At 49.9% G+C, this 19,168-nt stretch carries 22 protein-coding genes; 5 read left to right on the top strand and 17 right to left on the bottom strand.

From position 1 onward, the window contains the following. Positions 1 to 42: 42 nt before the first annotated feature. Complete coding sequence (locus ACFPK9_RS03620) at positions 43 to 594, bottom strand: hypothetical protein (RefSeq protein WP_377093298.1); 552 nt, start codon at positions 592 to 594, stop codon at positions 43 to 45. A gap of 16 nt (positions 595 to 610) precedes the next feature. After that, a complete protein-coding gene (locus tag ACFPK9_RS03615) occupies positions 611 to 1,858 on the bottom strand; it encodes a class I SAM-dependent RNA methyltransferase (RefSeq protein ID WP_377093297.1) in 1,248 nt (415 codons plus the stop codon). Between the two features lie 49 nt (positions 1,859 to 1,907). Here ACFPK9_RS03615 and ACFPK9_RS03610 point away from each other — a divergent pair, with 49 nt between their 5' ends. Then, a complete protein-coding gene (locus ACFPK9_RS03610; RefSeq protein WP_377093295.1) occupies positions 1,908 to 2,276 on the top strand; it encodes a hypothetical protein in 369 nt (122 codons plus the stop codon). Between the two features lie 11 nt (positions 2,277 to 2,287). Here ACFPK9_RS03610 and ACFPK9_RS03605 read toward each other — a convergent pair whose 3' ends face one another. Further along, positions 2,288 to 2,638: a hypothetical protein gene (locus tag ACFPK9_RS03605; RefSeq protein ID WP_377093294.1), complete on the bottom strand. Its 351-nt coding sequence runs from the start codon at positions 2,636 to 2,638 to the stop codon at positions 2,288 to 2,290. Between the two features lie 16 nt (positions 2,639 to 2,654). Next, on the bottom strand, positions 2,655 to 3,539 hold the full coding sequence (locus tag ACFPK9_RS03600; protein ID WP_377093293.1) for an alpha/beta fold hydrolase: 885 nt from the start codon (positions 3,537 to 3,539) through the stop codon (positions 2,655 to 2,657). A 103-nt stretch (positions 3,540 to 3,642) separates the two neighbouring features. Here ACFPK9_RS03600 and ACFPK9_RS03595 point away from each other — a divergent pair, with 103 nt between their 5' ends. Further along, positions 3,643 to 5,319, top strand: a complete 1,677-nt coding sequence (locus ACFPK9_RS03595; RefSeq protein ID WP_377093292.1) for a glutamine--tRNA ligase/YqeY domain fusion protein — start codon at positions 3,643 to 3,645, stop codon at positions 5,317 to 5,319. Between the two features lie 99 nt (positions 5,320 to 5,418). Further along, positions 5,419 to 5,775, top strand: coding sequence for a SpoIIAA family protein (locus tag ACFPK9_RS03590; RefSeq protein WP_377093291.1), 357 nt, complete (start codon positions 5,419 to 5,421; stop codon positions 5,773 to 5,775). On the opposite strand, the gene ACFPK9_RS03585 is transcribed toward ACFPK9_RS03590, so the two are convergent. Then, a complete protein-coding gene (locus ACFPK9_RS03585) occupies positions 5,772 to 6,347 on the bottom strand; it encodes a hypothetical protein (RefSeq protein ID WP_377093290.1) in 576 nt (191 codons plus the stop codon). The genes ACFPK9_RS03590 and ACFPK9_RS03585 overlap by 4 nt on opposite strands. An 80-nt stretch (positions 6,348 to 6,427) precedes the next feature. Beyond that, on the bottom strand, positions 6,428 to 7,255 hold the full coding sequence (locus ACFPK9_RS03580) for a hypothetical protein (protein WP_377093289.1): 828 nt from the start codon (positions 7,253 to 7,255) through the stop codon (positions 6,428 to 6,430). A gap of 72 nt (positions 7,256 to 7,327) precedes the next feature. Between ACFPK9_RS03580 and ACFPK9_RS03575 the strand changes: the two genes are divergently transcribed. After that, complete coding sequence (locus ACFPK9_RS03575) at positions 7,328 to 7,687, top strand: DUF3147 family protein (RefSeq protein WP_377093288.1); 360 nt, start codon at positions 7,328 to 7,330, stop codon at positions 7,685 to 7,687. 139 nt (positions 7,688 to 7,826) lie between these two features. Here the strand turns inward: ACFPK9_RS03575 and ACFPK9_RS03570 are convergent, their stop codons facing one another. The 11 genes from ACFPK9_RS03570 to ACFPK9_RS03520 all read right to left on the bottom strand — a co-directional run bounded on the left by ACFPK9_RS03570 (position 7,827) and on the right by ACFPK9_RS03520 (position 18,692). Continuing rightward, complete coding sequence (locus ACFPK9_RS03570) at positions 7,827 to 9,119, bottom strand: type II toxin-antitoxin system HipA family toxin (protein WP_377093286.1); 1,293 nt, start codon at positions 9,117 to 9,119, stop codon at positions 7,827 to 7,829. Between the two features lie 13 nt (positions 9,120 to 9,132). Next, complete coding sequence (locus tag ACFPK9_RS03565; protein ID WP_377093285.1) at positions 9,133 to 9,474, bottom strand: helix-turn-helix domain-containing protein; 342 nt, start codon at positions 9,472 to 9,474, stop codon at positions 9,133 to 9,135. A gap of 421 nt (positions 9,475 to 9,895) precedes the next feature. Beyond that, complete coding sequence (locus tag ACFPK9_RS03560) at positions 9,896 to 10,633, bottom strand: dienelactone hydrolase family protein (protein WP_377093283.1); 738 nt, start codon at positions 10,631 to 10,633, stop codon at positions 9,896 to 9,898. A 23-nt stretch (positions 10,634 to 10,656) separates the two neighbouring features. Then, the gene (gene nspC / locus ACFPK9_RS03555; protein WP_377093282.1) at positions 10,657 to 11,805 is read right to left on the bottom strand and encodes a carboxynorspermidine decarboxylase; all 1,149 of its coding nucleotides are present in this window, start codon (positions 11,803 to 11,805) and stop codon (positions 10,657 to 10,659) included. A 61-nt stretch (positions 11,806 to 11,866) separates the two neighbouring features. Next, positions 11,867 to 13,822: an acetate--CoA ligase gene (gene acs / locus ACFPK9_RS03550; protein WP_377093280.1), complete on the bottom strand. Its 1,956-nt coding sequence runs from the start codon at positions 13,820 to 13,822 to the stop codon at positions 11,867 to 11,869. A gap of 188 nt (positions 13,823 to 14,010) precedes the next feature. Further along, on the bottom strand, positions 14,011 to 14,853 hold the full coding sequence (locus ACFPK9_RS03545) for a pseudouridine synthase (RefSeq protein WP_377093279.1): 843 nt from the start codon (positions 14,851 to 14,853) through the stop codon (positions 14,011 to 14,013). Positions 14,854 to 15,065: 212 nt separating this feature from the next. After that, on the bottom strand, positions 15,066 to 15,221 hold the full coding sequence (locus ACFPK9_RS03540; protein ID WP_377093278.1) for a small basic protein: 156 nt from the start codon (positions 15,219 to 15,221) through the stop codon (positions 15,066 to 15,068). Positions 15,222 to 15,330: 109 nt separating this feature from the next. Next, entirely contained in the window at positions 15,331 to 16,278 is a 948-nt protein-coding gene (locus ACFPK9_RS03535) for a UbiA family prenyltransferase (RefSeq protein ID WP_377093276.1), read from the bottom strand. A gap of 72 nt (positions 16,279 to 16,350) precedes the next feature. Further along, positions 16,351 to 17,523, bottom strand: a complete 1,173-nt coding sequence (gene eboE / locus ACFPK9_RS03530) for a metabolite traffic protein EboE (protein WP_377093275.1) — start codon at positions 17,521 to 17,523, stop codon at positions 16,351 to 16,353. A gap of 71 nt (positions 17,524 to 17,594) precedes the next feature. Next, entirely contained in the window at positions 17,595 to 18,395 is an 801-nt protein-coding gene (locus ACFPK9_RS03525; RefSeq protein ID WP_377093273.1) for a TatD family hydrolase, read from the bottom strand. Positions 18,396 to 18,410: 15 nt separating this feature from the next. Beyond that, positions 18,411 to 18,692 carry a hypothetical protein gene (locus ACFPK9_RS03520; protein ID WP_377093271.1) on the bottom strand — a complete coding sequence of 94 codons (282 nt, stop codon included), beginning with the start codon at positions 18,690 to 18,692 and terminating at the stop codon, positions 18,411 to 18,413. Between the two features lie 145 nt (positions 18,693 to 18,837). On the opposite strand from ACFPK9_RS03520, the gene ACFPK9_RS03515 reads away from it, so the two are divergent. Beyond that, complete coding sequence (locus ACFPK9_RS03515; protein WP_377093270.1) at positions 18,838 to 19,167, top strand: hypothetical protein; 330 nt, start codon at positions 18,838 to 18,840, stop codon at positions 19,165 to 19,167. The last annotated feature ends 1 nt before the right edge of the window (position 19,168 follow it).

Below are 19,168 nucleotides of genomic sequence, written 5' to 3'. Positions count from 1 at the left end.
ATGCTTGAGGGTTGGGTTTGTGTAGTTGAAGTACACTCAGTGTTACTGAGGTGGAAGTGGCGGTGGTGTGCTGGGGCTTTTGATTAACATCCCCCAGATGACTAGACCAATGCCAGGGATAAAGGTGAAAAAAGTAACGATGAAGAGTGTGAGGAAATGCTTTAGGAAGCTATTTTCAGACATGCTCAAGATCCGTTTTTCGTTGTCACTAGAAACTAGGATATTGATTGTTTGGGGAGAATCGAGCGTGATGCTGCCAATACTTACCTTTGAATAATTGCCAGTGGAGGAGCTGGAACTCATATCGGATGTTAGCGGGATAGGATTTTCCGATTCGTCAGAAATAGAGATGCGCGTTCCGTTTGGGAGCAGTTCTTCATTTCTGATGATTTCACCTTGGTGCAGTGTTTCGTAGTGATGCCACAAGGTGTATTTGCCAGCTTTAGGCGCACTAAAGGTAGCCGACCCAGGAACCTCAAAAATGACTTCGTTAGGGTCTTTCTTAAAAAGCTTTATGAACTGAATGGCATCACTGATGAAGCCTCCTAGAATTAGGAGAATACCCATTGTGATGAGGAATTTTTTCAGGTTCATGCGCTATGGTAGCAGATTATCCCTTTTTGAGTACAGCGACGCATTCGAGGTGGCGAGTTTGAGGAAAGAGGTCGAAGGGTTGGACTTCTTCTAACACATAACCGGCTTTAATGAACTCCTGAAGATCGCGCATTTGGGTGGAAGGGTTACACGAGACGTAAACGCAGCGGGAAGGGCCGAAGGCGAAGAGCTGTGAGAGGAATTCTTCATTGCAGCCTTTGCGCGGTGGATCGATGACGACAGCAGTTTCGTCGGCAGGGAAGTCAATGTCGGCGAAAATGGCTTCTGCGCTTGCGGCCTTGAAGGTGGCGTTTTCGATATTGTTTTGGCGTGCATTGGCGCGAGCCCAATCGGCAGCTGTTTCGGAGACTTCGACACCAGCTACTTTGTCAAATGAGGAAGCCAGTGCGAGCGCGAAGAGGCCGGAACCACAATAGGCATCGACGAGGTACTTCGCGTTATGCATGGAAGCGTGCTTGGCTACGTACTCGGTGAAGGCTGGAAGGATAAATGGGTTGTTCTGGAAGAAGTCGCCCGCGAGGAAGTTGAATGCGAGGTCGCTGACGTGTTCAGTGGCGATGGAGCGGTGGTTGGTTTCGACTTGGCCTTCGGTGACGCGCATCAGCATGGTGACACCTTTTTTGAATTGCTTGGCATTAAGCTGAGCCTCCTTGCGGAGATGCGGAAGGGCATCGTTGATTTCCTCCATAGCGATTGGGCACTGGGGAACGTCGAGGATAGAGTTGCGGCGGCCGTTGCGGAGGAATCCGATGGCTTCGATCTTGCCATTTTTTGGCTTGTTGAAATGTGGCGTGAGCTTGGAGCGATAGTTCCACTGGCGCGGCGATGGGATGGCTGGCTTGACCTCGTGGTTGATGTTTGCCATGTGTTTGAGCAATTCGCCGACTTGCTGGGTTTTCCACTCGAGCTGGGTTTGGTATTCGAGATGTTGGTATTGGCAGCCACCGCATTCGCCGAAGAGTGGGCACTTGGGGTCGATTCGGTGAGGTGAGGGTTCGATGACTTCGACTAAATCGCCTTGCGAGCAATTGTTGTCATTGCGGAAAATGCGCGCACGGACTTTATCACCGGGGAGGGAAAAGGGGACGAAGACGACCCATTTGCTCAGTTCGCTTGGATCTTCTTGTGAAGGGATGTCTACTTTAGCGATGCCCACACCGAGATTGGAGAGCGACTCGATATTGAGTTCTATTTCCTGATGGTACTCGAATGGGAATGGGACAAATTTCTTGTGTGGGCGCATGGTGGAAAATGATTTTGTTGGAAGAGGAAATGGTGTAACTTGGTGAGGAATGAAAGTTTTAATTTCATGCATTACTCTGGGCCTCGTTATTTTTTCTCAAGCGAAGGAGGAAGAATGGTATAATGCTGATGGAAAGCTTGTGAGAGTGCTTCCTGCATCCGTGACCAAAGAGGAATGGAAGCCACATTGGCAACGGAAGCCTGAATATTTTTTAGAGAGATTTACTTGGGACACGCGTCGTCCTTATGTGAGATCGGCCCAGCCTTATCATTCCAGTCCGTACCATTATAACAGTTACGGTTGGGCATCGGGCTATCATTATGCGCCCTACCGTTTGTATGGTTATTGCAGACCGAGTTACGGGATCCGCGGCTATTATTCAAGCTCGGGGAACTGGGGGATTCGGATTGGCAACTGAGCTTTTAGAAATTAACGGCTAGGGACGGTGAGTCCTCCGGAGCTGTCGCTGCGAGGAGTAGCGGAAGAGGTTTCTTTGAGGTCTTCTTGCGCAGGGAGCCCGAGGACATCCGGTTGCATGAATGGGCTGCTCGGTGGTGATTGATGCGACGAATGGACGCGTTTCACTGGAGGTGTCGCTGGTGCATTACTATAGCTAGGTGCTGGCGCCGGTGAAGCTTGATCTGGGGCCACGGGGGCTTGCACAAGTTGTGGTTGAGCTGCTGCCTGCCCGTGGGAATCGTAATAGACTGGCTCGTTGAGAGCGTCACAGCTCACGAGGGAACCAATGAGGGGGATGAGGATGAGTAGGCGCAGATTCATAGCTGAGAAAAGATTGCTAGAATCGAGCTGGCTGGCAATAGGAAAGTTCCAGCCAGTCGGCAATCAATTGGAAAATCTTAGAAGCTTGAGTATCGTAGAGTAGTAGATGATAGGCATCGGGAAAGTAGTGCGAGGCAGGTTTGGCGGAGTCTGGAGCGTGTTTTATGAAGGTCTCAACGTCACGAGGGCTGGTAAAAAAGTCTTTTCCACCGTAGATGATGAGACTAGGCGTTGTGAGTTGTTGCAGGGACTGGGAAGCGGATTGGATATAGCCGACAATTGCTGAGAGTGATCTGAGGGTGAAGCTACTGACGTGCCACGGATTTGTCTGCGATTGAGCGAGGTGGTTATCAGATGCCTGAGTGACTTTGACTGTTTGGTCGCCTATCAAGCGCTGCATGGGGATGCGTACAGTCGGCGAAATACGTGCTATGGTGTGAGCTATAGTGAGCTTTAATGAAGAAATGTGATGTTCTAAACTTACAACGGGTGAAAGCAGAACGAGGCCGTCACAAGGGAATTTTTTTTGAAAGTATGCACAGGTGTGGAGGGCAATGAGTGCCCCGAGTGACTCGCCACAGCAGATTATTTTACTCTGTGGGTGTTGGAGTTTGAGTCTGAGTACAAGGGATTGAAGGTCGCGTATCCAGTAATCGGGATTGTCAATGTCGCCGATTCGAGAGGGGACAGGGTCGAGGCCCATACCGCGTAGATTGTAGGCGTAGACACAGAGAGTTTCTAGTTGAGAAGTGAGTTGGGTGGCGAGGCCTGTGAAGTCGTTAGATGCACCACAAAACCCGTGGATGCCGATGAGAATCATTTTAGGCTTCTGCGCATTTCCCCATTGAGAGAGAGCAAAGGGAGTGGTGTCAAAGCTAGTGAATGAGGTGGGCGCTGCCATTTGTTAGGAGAGAACTTTAGAGGGGATTAAAAAAAGAGCAAAGAAGAAGCGTGAATAGGAGTTGCAAGGGCGATGAATTTGCAGCATGAAGCGGGCAGCAATTATGAGTAATTCTGAAGATAAGAAAGACTTTATCCGCGAGATTATCGCGGAAGATCTCTCCAGTGGAAAACATGCGGCAATTATCACGCGCTTTCCACCGGAGCCAAATGGATACTTGCACATCGGCCATGCCAAGGCGATCTGCATCAACTTCGGAATTGCTCAAGAGAATCAAGCTCAAGGGAGTCGCTGCCATCTCCGCTTCGACGATACGAACCCTATCAAAGAAGATGTGGAGTACGTCGAGAGCATCAAGAAAGATGTCGAGTGGTTAGGTTTTGATTGGGGCGAGAACTTGTTCTTTGCTTCGGATTATTTTGACTATCTGTACGACTGTGCGGTGAGCCTGATCAAAGAAGGGAAAGCCTACGTAGACCTACAGACTGTGGAGGAAATGCGTGAGGCTCGTGGCAATGTGAATACGCCGGGGACGGATTCTCCATATCGTGATACCACTCCTGAGGAGAACCTCAGTTTGTTTGAGAAAATGCGCGATGGTGGTTTCGAAGCTGGTGGTGCTGTGCTGCGTGCAAAGATCGATATGGCGTCGCCTAACATGAACATGCGCGACCCTGCGATTTACCGTGTGCTCAATGTCGACCATCACAACACGGGAGATAAGTGGAAAATTTATCCGATGTACGATTTCGCGCATCCGCTTGAAGATGCAAAGGAAAAGGTCACGCATTCGCTTTGCTCGCTAGAATTTGAAGACCACAGACCACTTTACGATTGGGTAGTTGCGAATTGCCCTACGCCTTCGACTCCACGTCAGATCGAATTTTCAAGACTCAACCTTACTTACACGGTGATGAGTAAGCGCAAGTTGTTGCAGCTTGTGGAAGAAGGTATCGTGAGTGGCTGGAACGATCCGCGCTTGCCGACACTTTCAGGAATGCGCCGCCGTGGCTATACGCCAGAAGCGATCCGTAATTTTATTAAGAAAGTCGGTGTGACCAAGTTCAACGCGACGACTGATGTGGCTTTATTAGAATTTGAGTTACGCGCGCATCTTAACAAAATTGCACAGCGTCGGATGGCGGTGTTAGATCCTCTCAAGGTGGTGATTGATAACTGGGCAGAAGGCTCTGTGGAAGAAATGGAATGTCAGAACAATCCTGAAGATCCTGAAGCAGGGACTCGCAAGGTTGCGCTCGGTAAGGAAGTGTACATTGAGCGCGATGACTTCATGGAAGATCCACCGAAGAAGTATTTCCGTCTCGGGCCTGGTCGTGCAGTGCGTCTTCGCGGTGGGTACATTCTCCAATATGTGAGCCATGAGAAAGACGAAGCGGGCAATGTAATCGCTGTGCACGTGGAATTTTTACCCGGAACTGTTGGGCAAAGCCCTCCAGAAGGAGTGAAGTGTAAAGCGGCGATCCATTGGGTCAGTGCTGAGCACGCTGTCGATGCTGAGATTCGTCTCTACGATCGTTTATTCACGGCTGAAAGCCCTGATGCCGAAGAAGGTGGATTTATGAGCTGCTTCAATGAGGAAAGTCTCGAACTCAAATCTGGGGCGAAACTTGAACCAAGTCTCGGTGAGGCACCAGCTGGTAGCGTTTTCCAATTTGAGCGCGTGGGTTACTTCTGTGCGGACAGTGAGGAACACATTTCTGGTGAGAAGGCAGTCTTCAATCGCACTGTGGGACTCCGCGATTCCTGGGCGAAAAAGTAGTTCTAGAAAGTATTTTTTTTAAATTTAAAAACCTCATGGGCTCAGCGCTCATGAGGTTTTTTCTTAGCGTATCGAAGCATAGATGTTAGGTTTTGAGCTATGCTTACTTATAAAATATTTGAAGATCGCGGTTTGGTAGAGGTCGAACCTAAGTCTAAACTAACAGCAGCAGATTTTAAGGTGCTTACGGAGAGTGTGGATGACTACTTAGAGAAACACCTTCGGCTCCACGGCTTGATCATTTACACCCAATTTTTTCCTGGTTGGGAGGATTGGGATGCGTTCATGAAGCACTTATGCTTCGTCAAAAATCATCACGAGGAAATTGAAAAAGTCGCTCTAGTGACAGATGCAAAAATCGGAACTCTTGGAGAGAGCTTGGGCAAACATTTCATCTCAGCTGAGATAAAGCATTTTGCCTATAAAGACTACGAGCGAGCGCTGATGTGGTTTTAGTACCAGAGAATAGTGCAGGCGAGGACAGCTACGCCGTAAGCGAGACCTCCGAGCACGAGAGCTTTGAAGCGGCCAGCAGATGCAGTTGCCCAGTTAATGGCATCGCGCATTACGTAGGGCATTCCGACGAAAAAGAGACCAGCGGTTAACATGCCGTATGCGAAGAGTGGAATGAGAACTTTGCCTGTCGCTGGCTCTTGGAAAGCAGCGGCTAACAATGGAGCTGCGGCCATAAGGCAGACGACACCGAGTCCACGGACTGCGAGAAATTCTCGAACGTGGGTAATCATGAGGAATGCCACCACTGGAACAGCGGCTAACAGAATGTTCTTGGAGCCATTGAATTCACCAAGATCCATGGCGATAGGTGAATCGAATGGGACGACGAGAAGCCAGAACCAGAGCATGCCTGTAGCCATAAGAATAGTGCCAGCCATGCCATTGCGTGGGAACTTTTTGAGAAACTCTATGGCATTGTCTGTTTTTACTAACATCCAGAGGTGAGAAAGGATCAGCCAAGCGGCGACAATGTAGCCTGCGACATTGAGTGGGATGGTCTCGTATGGGTGCATTAATTCGTTTTACGTGATTAGATGTTACCTTTTAGGTGAACGCCGCGGAACTATTATGCGGAAAAGTCTAAACGTAAAACCTAAAACGCTTTCGCATAGGTTTCGCATCGGTTATGCCATCCTGCACGCCAACGGCTCTCGCCGCGATCTGCTGGCGCGTTGGCAATTCGCTGGTCGAGTGTGCGCTTTGCGCTGTTGGCAAAAGCGCGTGCTGAGTCTTGTCCACCTGAACTTGCTCTCATGTTAGAGAGAACTTGGAGAAGTCCCCACCCTTGACCATTGTAGCGCTCGCGGGGATTGATGCCTTCGCCCTTAAAATTAACGTAGTCAATAAGAGCGTAGGTGCCATTGGTAGTGGTAGCGACTAGATTGTAGTTTGTCTGGATGCGTTGGCGGTCGGCCGCGGGAGCAGCTTGGAGCATCTTAGGGAGTGCTGCTTGGGATTTTTTGATAATAAATTCCGTTTGTAAGGTGACATTGTTCGCGAGGAATTTTCTCAGACTGGTGAGTTCAGGGCCACGGAAGGCTGCTTGAAATTCAGTTTTATTGTTCCACGGGCAATCAGGGGTGATGAGCACCCATTGTGGGATATCTCTGCTCCCAGAAGCTCGAGCGAATTCGATGAAATCTGGGAAGGATTCTGTCCAACGGCCGTTGAAGCCTTTGGGGTACCAAATAAAGTGGCCGATGCCCATGGAGGGGAATTCTTCGCCTTGGTTCCAAGTGGTGAGTCCGTCGACTGTGCCTCCACATTCGTTTTGCCAAATTTTCTTACCAATTTTTGTTTTCTCTGCTTGGCTGAGATTTGAGGTACTTGTCGTTTTGACAAGAACGGGGCTAGTTGCTTGAGTGTGTGTGCAGGAACAGATGGAGAGAATAGTTAGGCTGAGCAAGCTGAAGAATTTCATAGAGAAAAATAAGATCTCAGTCTTTCTAACTGATACCATCGATAATTCAACATCCATCATCCGACATTTATTATGCCCATTTTTCTTAAATACTTAATCACTGCGGGACTCGTAGTGCTCATTTCTGAAATTGCCAAACGCAGCGATAAGGTGGGAGCGCTGATCGCTTCGTTACCATTGGTGACGACTTTGGCAATGATCTGGATGTTTGTGGAACTCAAAGGCCAAACTCAGGTCGATAAGATCGGCAACCATGCGTGGTATACCTTTTGGTATGTGTTACCGACACTTCCGATGTTCCTAGTGATTCCTTGGATGTTAAAGAAGGGAATTCATTTTGGCTGGACGATGGGGGCATACTGCGTGGGAACGATTATTCTCTTCGTCTTGTTACATCTAGTGATGAAGAAGTTTGGCGTGCCCTTGATGTGAGAGCTTGTTTGGACCGCGAAGGTTCGAAAACGGGGCAAGCAGGATGTTTGCACCACGAATTTTTTTAATCTAACGAATGGGCCTGGAGAGAAAACACCACTGAGCTTTTATTGTGAAGCTCGTTTTAACATCGTCGATGTCAGTGGATTTTGAGGCGATGGGTTTTGGCGATTTCGGTGGTCCAGTGTTGATTAATTTCGGCTTGGTCGGCGAAGTGCTGCCATTGGTTGACGGTGTCGGTGACTTCGCTGAGGATGGTTTTGGCACGGCCGCGTTTGAGACCGACGGTTTTGCCGCAGGTAATGAAGTCTTCGAGGGTGAAGTCGTTGCGTTTGCCGTTGAGAGTCATTTGATGGCTATAGGTCCATTGGCCGTCGGGATTGTAGCTGTAGGTGATATCGAAGGCTGGTGAGAGCGACCATTTACCCGTTTTATCCATTAAGAAGGCGATATTTTTGACGTGGTCGTCTTGGTTACGGGCGACGATATTGAAGGTCATGCGGCGGAACTGTTGTTCGATGCTGTCCATGCCGAGGCCAAGCTGGCGAATGGCTAGGAATGCTTGTTCGTAGGAATAGGCTCCGGCGAGGTTAAAGTCGTAGTGGGCTAGGGCGCAGAGGCTTTGCATGTGAAGTTTTTTTCCATCGGCGGTGCGGTCGAATCGCTGGGTCATGAAGTGGCGGCGGCCGTTTTCTTCAAGTAGTCGGCAGGGCATCATGTCGATACCAGCCTGAGTGGCCATCAGATGGTAGGCGTATTCGAGTGCGCTGTAGCCCTGTGGGTCGTCCAGTTCTTTGTCTTTGTTCGAGTTAACTCCATCGAATTTGAGCAACCAGTGTTCGAAGCCGTTGGCGGTGTCGGCTTGGCCTGAGCGGACTTCGTGGCTGGTGGGATTCCAAGCGATAACAGCTTTGGCACGTGCGCCGCCAGCGGAGGTGCCGACGCGGAGGATGTCGGTGAGGGCGGAGGCATCGTCTTCTCCGAAGTGGGTGTGAAGTTGATTGCGGTGGCTGAGGACACTGCTGGCAAGTTCAACAAGATGGGAGATTTCGAGGGTTTCAGTTTTGCTTGGCGTGGTATTGGTGGATGGTTCGAACTCGAGGGCACCCATGCCGCGGGTGCCAGTGTAGCAGAGACGTTCGATGGCATTGAGGCTCTGTGCGGGGCGGCCTTGAGTGGCTAGCCAGGCATCGATGAGGGCGTTGCCGAATTTGTCCGGTAAGGAATCAGCTAGTAGGCCAGGCAACCCGTGGAAAGTTTGGTGGTTGAGGTTAGGAAATGCATATATTTCGGGTGATAACGGCATGCGTAGTGGCGAGACCTCAATACCGCTGTGGGTGAAGGAGCTATCGTATTCGAATCGGCAGACATGCTGGTCGTCGAGACTGGCTGCGCCGATGGTACGGCCCCAGAGTGTGATTTGTGCGAGCATGGCTTGTTAGGGGCTAGTCGTTCCAAGTCCAAGTCTCATCGATTGTTTTGCCTGCTTTGGGGCTCGCTCGGTAACGCATTTTTTTCTCTTGGAGTAATTGCTGCATGGGGCTGTGGTTTTGATCTGGGATGAGATCCAGCAGGGGATTAAGAAGATCGAGCACACGTAGGATAGCGACGAAGGTGGTGAGCTGGACGGTTTCACCTTTTTCGAATCGTTCGAGTGTGCGCTTGCCAATGCCTGCTTCTTTGGCGAGCTGGGCTTGGGTGAGGTTTTTACGAATCCGCAACTGCTCGACGCGGGTTCCCAGCTCGCGAAGTAGAGATTCGTTGGTGAGCGTGTTTTTATTCGTCATTATTGGCGACTTGTTTGATATATTCTCATTAAGTCGTAATTAGTGGCGAAATGCAATAAGTTATATTTGGTTTTATAGTTAAGTCGTCATTAGTTGCGACTAGGTTATGTTTTTCGTGTTTATATCGCAATGTATTACGACATGGGTTTGGTGGGGTGTTTAAGGTACAGATTAAACAGAAGTACGCAGAGATTAACTGTGAAAGAGAGCGAAAGAGGTGTATGGGTTAGACTTCCAAAGTACCTGGATTGATAGTGAGCGTTGGGGGGCATGTGTGTTTGTTATTCCTCAACGCTTATAGTGTTGTTGTACGTTGGTGGATTTGGGTCCAATGTAGAGACTGTGGCTCAACCATTTGGCTTGGAGATTGAAGCGCCTGCTACTCATTACGATTCGAGTTGGATTTGTGGCTCAAGGGGGCTTACCTCAAAGTGCGGTGGAAGAGGTCTAGGGTGAGGCGGTGGCAGAGGGTGGCTAATTCGGGGTCGTAGCGTTCGCCTTCGTCGCGCATGAAGGCGTGTTGGCCGTTGAATTCGTGCCAGGTGAAGTTGGCTTCGACATCGTTGAGCGTGCTGTAGAGAAGTTTACGTCCATCGAGGGGGACGTGTGGGTCTTGTCGGCCCCAAACGAACATGAGTTCGCCTGAGATGCTGGCGAGTTGTTTGATGGTTTGGGGTTTAGTTCCTGCGGGCATGGTGGAGGAATGGATGTCTGTGGCGTAGAGGCAGGCTGCGGCTTGGACACGTGGATTGAGTGCGGAGCGGCAGGCGAGGTGGCCGCCGAGGCAGACGCCAAAGCTTCCAAGGCTGCCGTTGCAGAATTTTTGTTGGTCTAGCCAGCTGACGATGGCTTCAATATCGGTGTCGTGATCAGTGAGTGGCTTGGTGAATTTGTCTTTATTACCTTTGTCTTTACCCGCATCGTCGTAGGCGAGCACGGTGCCGATGGGGTTGAGTTCGTGAAAGACTTCGGGGACGATTACGACGTAGCCATGGCCAGCGAGATAGGCTGCGGTGCGTGCGATGGGTGTAGTGATCTGGAAGATTTCCGAATAGAAAATGACGGTTGGAAAAGCGCCTTCGAGTGTGGGCCGCACTACGCTGCAGCGCATGGTTCCAGTGGCAGTGGAGAGATCGACGAAAGATTGGGTGACGGTCATGATGAAATGTAATTGTTAGTTGGTTAGGCGAGGCGGTTGCGGAAGTCGTCGTAGCTGAACTCTCGGATTGTTTCGATGGTGCCGTCTTGGTGTTTGAGGGCGATGGCTGGGTGGGGAACGCCGTTGAAGGTGGTGGTTTTAACCATGGTATAATGCGCCATATCATCGAATGTCAGAATGTCCCCGATGTTGAGTTTTTTAGAGAATGCGTAGTCGCCAATGACATCGCCGGCTAAGCAGCTTGGGCCGCCGAGTCGGTAGAGGTGAGGTCCTTGTTCGCTTGCGAGTTGTCCATCTGGGCCAAAGACGTCTGGGCGGTAAGGCATTTCTAAAACATCGGGCATGTGGCAAGTGGCGGAGACATCGAGAATGGCTATTTGTTGCCCTGCATTCTCGACAATATCGACGACTGAGGCTTCGAGGACACCTGTGTGGATGGCGATTGCTTCTCCGGGTTCGAGCCAGATCTGTTTTAAATTATAGCGCTCACGGGTTTGTTGGATAAGTCGGATAAGACGATCGCGATCGTAATCGGGTTTAGTGATCCAATGACCTCCGCCCATATTGAGCCATGTGATCTCTGGCTTGCGGAGCAGCTCGCCAAATTTGTTATCGAGTGCTTCGAGAGTGGTTTCTAGATCGTTCGAATTTTGTTCACAGAGGGTGTGAAAATGGAAACCCGTGATGCCAGTGAGGTTGACGTTGTGGAGGGATTCAGCTGTGGCACCGAGACGTGAACCAGCGGCGCAGGGGTCGTAGATAGGGGTGTCGCCTGTGGAGTGTTCTGGGTTGAGGCGAATGCCGCATTGGAGTTCTCCTGATTGGAAACGCGGGTGAGTGGTGACCATTTCGCGAAAGCGGTTCCATTGGCTTGCTGAGTTGAAGTCGAGGTGGTCTGAGATTTCTAGCAGTTCTGAGATTTCGGCTTCTTTGTAAGCGGGGGAATATGTGAGAGTGTGCTTGGCCATTTCCTCGTGGGAGAGGAGTGCTTCCCAAAGTCCACTGGCGCAGCAGCCATCTAGGTACTTTGCGATGAGTGGGAAGGTTTTCCAGAGGGAGTAGCCTTTGAGAGCGAGGACAATTTTGCAGTTGGCCTGCTGTTTTACCTCGGTAAGGATTTTAAGATTATTGCGCAGAGCTGCGAGGTCGATGACGTAGCGTGGAGTGGCCATTATGTTAAATAAAAAAAGCGGAGACCGTGATGGCCTCCGCTTGGAAGAATAGTAGAAGGTTTTAGCCTTTCAAGGACTTCTCGAGAGCATCGATCACTTTCGAGTCTTCGAGGGTGGTAACGTTGCCAGTGACTTTTCCTGTGTTGACGAGTTCCTTGAGTAGACGGCGCATGATTTTGCCTGAGCGGGTCTTAGGCAGACCAGCAGGGGCGAAGTGGATGGCGTCAGGTTTCGCGATGGCTCCGATGACTTTACCAATGTGGTTTCGTAGCTCGGTTTTGAGTTCATCAGTTTCTTTATAATCGCCCTTGAGCGTGACGAAGCAGACGATTGATTCTCCTTTGATTTCGTGTGGCTTGCCGATGACTGCAGCCTCGGCGACGGCTGGGTGAGCAACGAGAGCTGATTCAATTTCCGCTGTGCCGAGTCGGTGGCCCGAGACATTAAGAACGTCGTCGAGTCGGCCGATGATATAGACGTTGCCTTTTTTATCTTTTTTAGCGCCATCGCCGGCAGTGTACATGCCATCGTAATCGCTCCAGTAGGTGTCTTTGTAGCGTTTTTTGTCGCCGTAGATAGTGCGGAGCATAGACGGCCATGGCTTGCGGATAACGAGGCGGCCTGGTTGGTCGGGCTTACATTCGTTTCCTTCTTCATCGAGGATAGCGGCATCGACCCCAAAGAATGGAAGTGTGGCGGTGCCGGGTTTAATTGGTGTGCAACCAGGCAGTGGTGAGATCATGATGGCGCCAGTTTCTGTCTGCCACCAAGTGTCGACGATTGGGCAGCGGCCGCCGCCAATTTTATTATAGTACCATGCCCATGCTGCAGGGTTGATCGGTTCTCCTACAGTTCCTAACAGACGAAGAGAAGAGAGGTCGTATTTATCGACAAATTCGTCTCCCGCTTTGATAAATGCACGGATGGCTGTAGGTGCTGTGTAGAAAATGGTGACTCCGTATTCTTCGATGATGCTCCAGAAGCGTCCCCAGTCTGGGTAGTTCGGGCCGCCCTCGTACATAATCTGTGTGACGCCATTGAGAAGTGGGCCGTAGGTGATGTAGGAGTGGCCGGTGATCCAGCCAACATCAGCGGTGCACCAATAGACGTCATCTTCTTGCATGTCGAAGATGTATTTACAGGTGGTATAGGTGCCGACCATGTAGCCACCAGAGGTGTGGAGAATTCCTTTTGGTTTACCAGTAGATCCTGATGTGTAGAGAATGAAGAGTGGGTGCTCGGCGCTGAAGCCTTTTGGTGTGTGCTTAGCGGGGACTTTTGCGGTTTGTTTGTGCCACCAGAAGTCGCGGCCTTTTTTCATTTTCACGTCATTTTCACAACGCTTGAGGACGATGACGGATTTGACGTCTTTGTTGCCTTTGAGGGCTTCGTCCATGTTGTCTTTGAGCGGGACAACACTGCCTCTGCGCCATGAACCATCAGCGGTGATGACAGCGACAGCTTTGGAGTCTTCGAGTCGATCTTTGATAGACTCGGAGGAGAAACCACCAAAGACGATGGAGTGGACGGCACCGATACGCGCGCAGGCGAGCATAGCGATAGTGGCCTCTGGAACCATCGGCATGTAAATGAGTACGCAGTCTTTGGGTTTGACGCCTTGATTGGTGAGCACATTGGCCATGCGACAGACTTCGCGCTGGAGTTGTTGGTAGGTGAGGATGCGTTTATCGCCAGGCTCACCTTCCCAAATGATAGCAGCCTTGTTTCCGCGCCCTTCTTCGACGTGACGGTCAACGGCATTTTCACAGACGTTGAGTTTACCACCTTTGAACCACTCGGCGTAGGGAGCTTCCCAATTGAGGACCTTGTCCCATTTTTTTTGCCATTTAAGCTCCTTGGCTTCGCGCGCCCAGAAGAGGTGTGGCTTCTCGATAGACTCTGCGTGCATGCGTTTGTACTGCGCCATGCTGGAAACTCGGGCATATTTTGAGAATGCTTTGGAGGGTTTAATTTCCGTGTTTTCATCGATTTCGACGAAGGATGCTTTTTTGCTCATAAAATAGTGTGGGAAAGATTCTATACTAGTGAAGGGAAACTAGCAGTTGAAGAAAGCGCATGACAATAAGGAAGTGTATAAAATGCAGGGCTTTGCTAGGGTGATATTTTTATCAGCTGGAATAAGAAAAGCTCACCTAGTGACAGATGAGCTTTGATGAGTGGCAGGGGGGTGAAATTTGTTAGATCCTATCGACGTTTTTTGTATGACTTGCTAGAACGTTGGGTCGTTTTTGGGGATCTCCTTCTAGCTGTCTTTTTCTTGGCGGTTTTGGAAGCGCTTTTGACATCTGCTCGGGTGCGGTAGGCGCGATCAGGTTTAGGGTTACGCTGAAGGAGTTCGAGATCATGAGAGTCGAGTTCACTGTAGCGGCCGGGCTCGAGACCTCCGCCAGTAACGAGACCGATGCGGATACGGGTCAATTTTACAACATTGAGATGAGCCGCTTTACACATCATACGGATTTGGCGCTTGAGTCCAGTTTCCAAGATGATTAGGAAACGGCGTGGTGAGAGGCGTTTGACTGCTTTCGCGTGAGCCTTGGCTTCGCCTGTCCAGATGCCTTTGAGGAATTGGTCGAGAACGTCGTTGCTGAATGCTTGGTTGACAGTGACGAGGTACTCTTTCTCAATTTTCTTTTTGGGATGAGAGAGTTCTTGGGCGAGGTCGCCATCGTTAGTCATCACGAGTAGGCCTTCTGAGTCACGGTCAAGGCGGCCAACGTGGTTGAGGTGACGCATGTTTGGCGGGAGAAGCTCGTAAATGGTTTCGCGCTCCAGTTCATCGTCTTTTGTGCAAACGAGTCCTCTTGGTTTGTTCAAAAGGATGGTGGTGGTTTCACGTGGGAGAACTCTGGAGTTCCCGATTTTTACGAAGTCGTCTTCGGTGACGAGAGTAGATAGGTCAGTGCAGATCTTGCCATTGACGATGATATCGCCTTTTTTGATAAGTTCATCGCATTTGCGACGAGATCCTACGCCACAGGAAGCGAGATATTTGTTGAGGCGAATGCCTTGTTCGGGGTCGGTCATGATGTGAATGTTGTTGTCGCGGTAGGCGCGAGAGTTATGGGTGAATTAGCGGTTGTTTTTGCCGCAGGTGATTCGTAGGAATCAGAAATTGGCGATGCTAGTGATGTATCATAGATTGCACAGATATCACGAATGATTTGACGCAAGAGCTAGAGACAAGAAAACCCGCAAGGCAGAGCCCAGCGGGTTAGAAAGAATTCTAGGTGGACAAATTACTTAGTCACCTTGGTCTTAGGAAGGCCGATTGGGGACTGGCCCTCTTCCCATTTGCCGGATTCCTTAAGAGCTTTAACGCGCTCGAAACGCTTCATTACAGAACGTTTACCAGCTGCGCTGCCTTTTGCTTTGAGACTTGAATGCTTTGACATAATAAAAAGTTTTCTTGGTTGGTGGGGGCGCAAGCTAGGGGCAAGTTTCCTAGATTGCAAGTAGCAATTTGCGATAAGTTGCCAGTTTTTAGGGTTTAGTCGCTAGTTGTTAAGTAGCTGGTGCCCATTTTTGGAGTGTGAGGGAGAAAATGAAGAGGATGAGGCACACGAGTAGCCACTGCCAACCGAAGAAGCTGGCGAAGCAGGCGTCTAGTAAACAGAAGCCAGCGAGGGACATGGAGACGAACTGGCCCTTGTTGGTGTTGATTTTACCGAAGGCGGTGACCATCCAAATCCAGTAGAGGATAATTGCGGTACCTTCTGGAGCTGTGAAGCTGAGTTGGTCGTAGATGACTACTTCTGAGATCTTTGTGGTGAAAGGAAGAAGGAGCATGACAGCGATGAGTAATTTCCGCCAAGTGATCGGGCTAGGAGAGGATTCACTGCGAGCTACGCTGGCGAAACAAACGGTGAAGAGTCCTACGGCTATTGCAAAAATGGCTGTAGGCAATGTGAGTGCGCAGTAGCTGACAGGTGCTGCGGCGACGGAGGCTGCAAAGAGAATGAGAAATAGTCGACACGCTCCAATCAGTGGGAGTCCAATCCAAGGAGAGCGCTTATGCCACAGCGAGTAGGCTACAATCGCGCCAGCTAAGATGAGGGTGGTGATAAGTGGGTAGAGGTGGAATTCGCTGGTTGAGAAATAAAGGAAGGCTGAGGGGAGTGAGATGCCAATGCTGAGAAGTGTGGATGCCCAAGTGTATACGGATTTCCTTGTGAGAATCCCCATAGGAATGGGGCGGTCTGGCTTGTGGGCGAGATCGAATTCGACATCGACAGCATCGCCTAGTAAGCAGCCACCGACGTAGAGGAAGGATGCGGCAATGCAGGTGGTGATAAAAAGCGGGAGGGAAAGAGTCGTATCCGTGAGGTCGTGAAAATAGAGTATTGCTAGCTGAATCAGTAAAAATGCGACTAGCACATTACACCATACGGTTGGCAGATTTGAGATGCGGCCAGTGGCGAGAATGGCGGAGAGCTTGGATTGTTGAGGCATTCGTGAGATCTTATAGTAGCTGTTAGAGAGCTTTGTGTACTTAGAAAAGAGGCCGGAAGCATCTTCTTTGTATTACCAATTTTTAAGAGTCCAGAGGTACTCTTGAGTGAGTTGCTCGTCGATCGGAAGTTGGAGTTCATTAGGGAGGACACCCCAGGTGTAGGTCTCCATTTCGAGATGCAGGCAGGTCTCTGGTTTCTTCTTGAGATAAGCTAATGCATCTTCCGCGTGATCGCGAGTGGATCCGAGTGGTGGAGCGGGGGCGTCGTAGAGTGGGATGTGGAAGTGGATGCGTGCTTGGGCGGGAGACTTGAGTGTTGGGTGTTGAGTGTTGAGTTGCTCAAGTGCTTCTGGGAGGTCTTTGATTCGGGTGATGTTGCCGTCTGATTCCTTAATGATGACTTGGTGAAGATAGGTAGGTTCGTCAAATGCGCTGATAGCGTCGATCGCTTGGCTGCTAGTGGCGTCGATCGAAAGTGCGTTTGAGAGGTGGATTTTTGAAATGCGGATATTCGCTTCGGCGAATTGATCGAGTGAGTTAGCACAATCTTCGAATTCGAGGGCGAAGTGGCAGGTGTCGTAATTTAGGCCGATGTGTTTGTTAATAATCGACGAGTCGAGGTCTCTTAGGGAAGCCCACTGGCGGAAGCGTTCAAAGAAAGCAAGGGTTTCTTCAGTGTTTTCAAAATGGCCAAGTGGCTCTGGTTCTAAACCGAGGTGGAGGTCTTTATCGTATTGTTCAGCGAGCAGGGCGATGTGTTCAGCGCAGGCGTAGAGTTTATTAAAAATGGTTTCTTCATCGGCTTCGAATTCTTTGAACGATCCAGGAAGAGTGGAGACAGAACCTCCACATTCGGCTGGGGCGAGCTCGGCGATGATATTAAACAGATTCAGTGTGTAACTGAGGCGTTCGTTTGTAGACCAATCTGGTTGGTAGACTTTTTCTTTCACTCGGGTGCCGTGGAATGCGCCGTAGGGAAAGCCATTGATTGTGTATACGTAGGCGTTTTCTTCTTCTAACCAAGCTTTGAAATTGTCGAGATTGTCGTTTTCTAACAATTCTGAGGCGGCAACGGCGGAGAGGCGCATACCGAGAGCGAAGGCTTCCTTAGTTCCTTTAACTTTTTCAATATTATTACGCACTTGCATGGTATGTTTCTTGAGAACGTCCCAAGTTTCTTGCCAAGTTTCAGCTGGGTGGATGTTGGTGCAGTAGGAGAGGTGGATATTGTTAGAAAGGTGCATAAAGGTACGTTTTACGTGTTAGGTATTGTGTTTTACCTAAAAGACAAAGGAGGTGAGTTAGGAAAGTTATCCTAATCGATGTTAAAGTTCGGACACTGTTGGAGGAAAGACTTCGGATTGCCGTAGACTACACGCTCGATAGTTTCCTTATTGTAGTGGCGTTTCCCCATTTCTAAGGCCGTTTTTACAACTGCGAGTGGATCGGAGTGTCCCCAGTCACATGCAGAGTTCATCCAAATATTTTCCATGCCGAAGTTTTCGAGGATGTCGATCGCTCGAGCGGGGGTGCATTTTGACTCAGGATAGAGTGTCATACCTGCCCAGAAACCATTATCGAGGACGAGGCCTGCAGTGTGTTCTTCGACGTGATCGATGACGACTCGGCTGTGGTCGAGGTTGGCATTTTTGAGCGCATCGATGATGAGTTTGGTTCCCTTGAGTTTGTCTTCGAGGTGAGGTGTGTGGATGAGGATGGGCTGGTCGAATTTTTTGGCGATTTCGACGTGCTCTTCAAAGATGGCGAGTTCGCTCTTGGTGTTTTTGTTGAGACCAATTTCTCCGATGCCAAGGACGGTGGGTTTGTCGATGAAGTCGGGGATGATGGAAAGTACTTCGCGCGCAAAGCCAGCATCTTCGGATTCCTTTGGGTTAATGCAGAGCCAGCAGAAGTGTGGGATGCCGTATTTTGCAGCACGTGCTGGTTCGTACTCGGTGAGTTGGCGGAAGTAATCGTAGAATCCTTGAACGGAAGCGCGGTCATAGCCTGCCCAGAATGCTGGTTCGCAAATGGCTTCACAGCCAGCCATAGCCATTTTCTGATAGTCATCCGTGGTTCGGCTGACCATGTGTCCGTGTGGTTCGATGTATTTCATAGAAAAGTGAGAGATTTATTTGTCAGTTGTTTCTGTACTGGGGGCGCCGAAGGCTCCTTGGATAGTGGCGGCTGGGATGGGAGTTTCGCTTTGGTCGGAGAGGGCGAGAAGTACAGCTTCAGCACGGCTTTTGTCTCCTGGCTCGAGAAGAGCTTTGATGGCTTTTTGAAATCCTTCTACGCGGAAATCTTCTTCACCATCGTGGCGATCGAGACGGTCGAGGTAGGCCGCGATTTCGATGAGGTCACGCCGAGCGGGCATGAAGTAGAGGTCGAGGATATCTTTCTTTGTCGGCATAGAGTTATTCTAATGCTGAGTTCTACGAAATGCACGGAAGAATTCTATCTGAATGGCTGGAGGAATATTGGATTTCGTGACTGAGTAAGTGGTGCTGCATCACTCTAGGCTTTTCAATTGTGAGGTGAGCGGCTAGGTGATGGGCATGGAAGAAAGAGATTTAGGAACGCAACCACTTGATGCAATGATGGATGCGTGGGGAATGAGTAATAATGAAATGGTGGATGTGTCTACTGAGCAGCTCACTCACAAGCAAATTCAGCGTGCACGCAAGGGGCGCCGGTTGACATTAAAAATGATGCAGAAGGTGAATCGCGCCTTTAATGTGACTATTTGGTACAAGCTCAATGACGAGCAAAAAGAGGCGTACTTTGAGTACATGCACAAGCACCTTTTCAATTATGCTAAGGGCTACGATCCTGATTTCGTCGACCCGAATGAAGCGATTCGTCAGCAAGTTGTGGCTGGTGAGTAAT

The organism is Rubritalea spongiae, from assembly GCF_042652385.1.
GTDB classification, from domain to species: domain Bacteria; phylum Verrucomicrobiota; class Verrucomicrobiia; order Verrucomicrobiales; family Akkermansiaceae; genus Rubritalea; species Rubritalea spongiae.
Note: the sequence above shows the minus strand (reverse complement) of the source record. Positions and strands in the feature narration are given on the sequence as shown.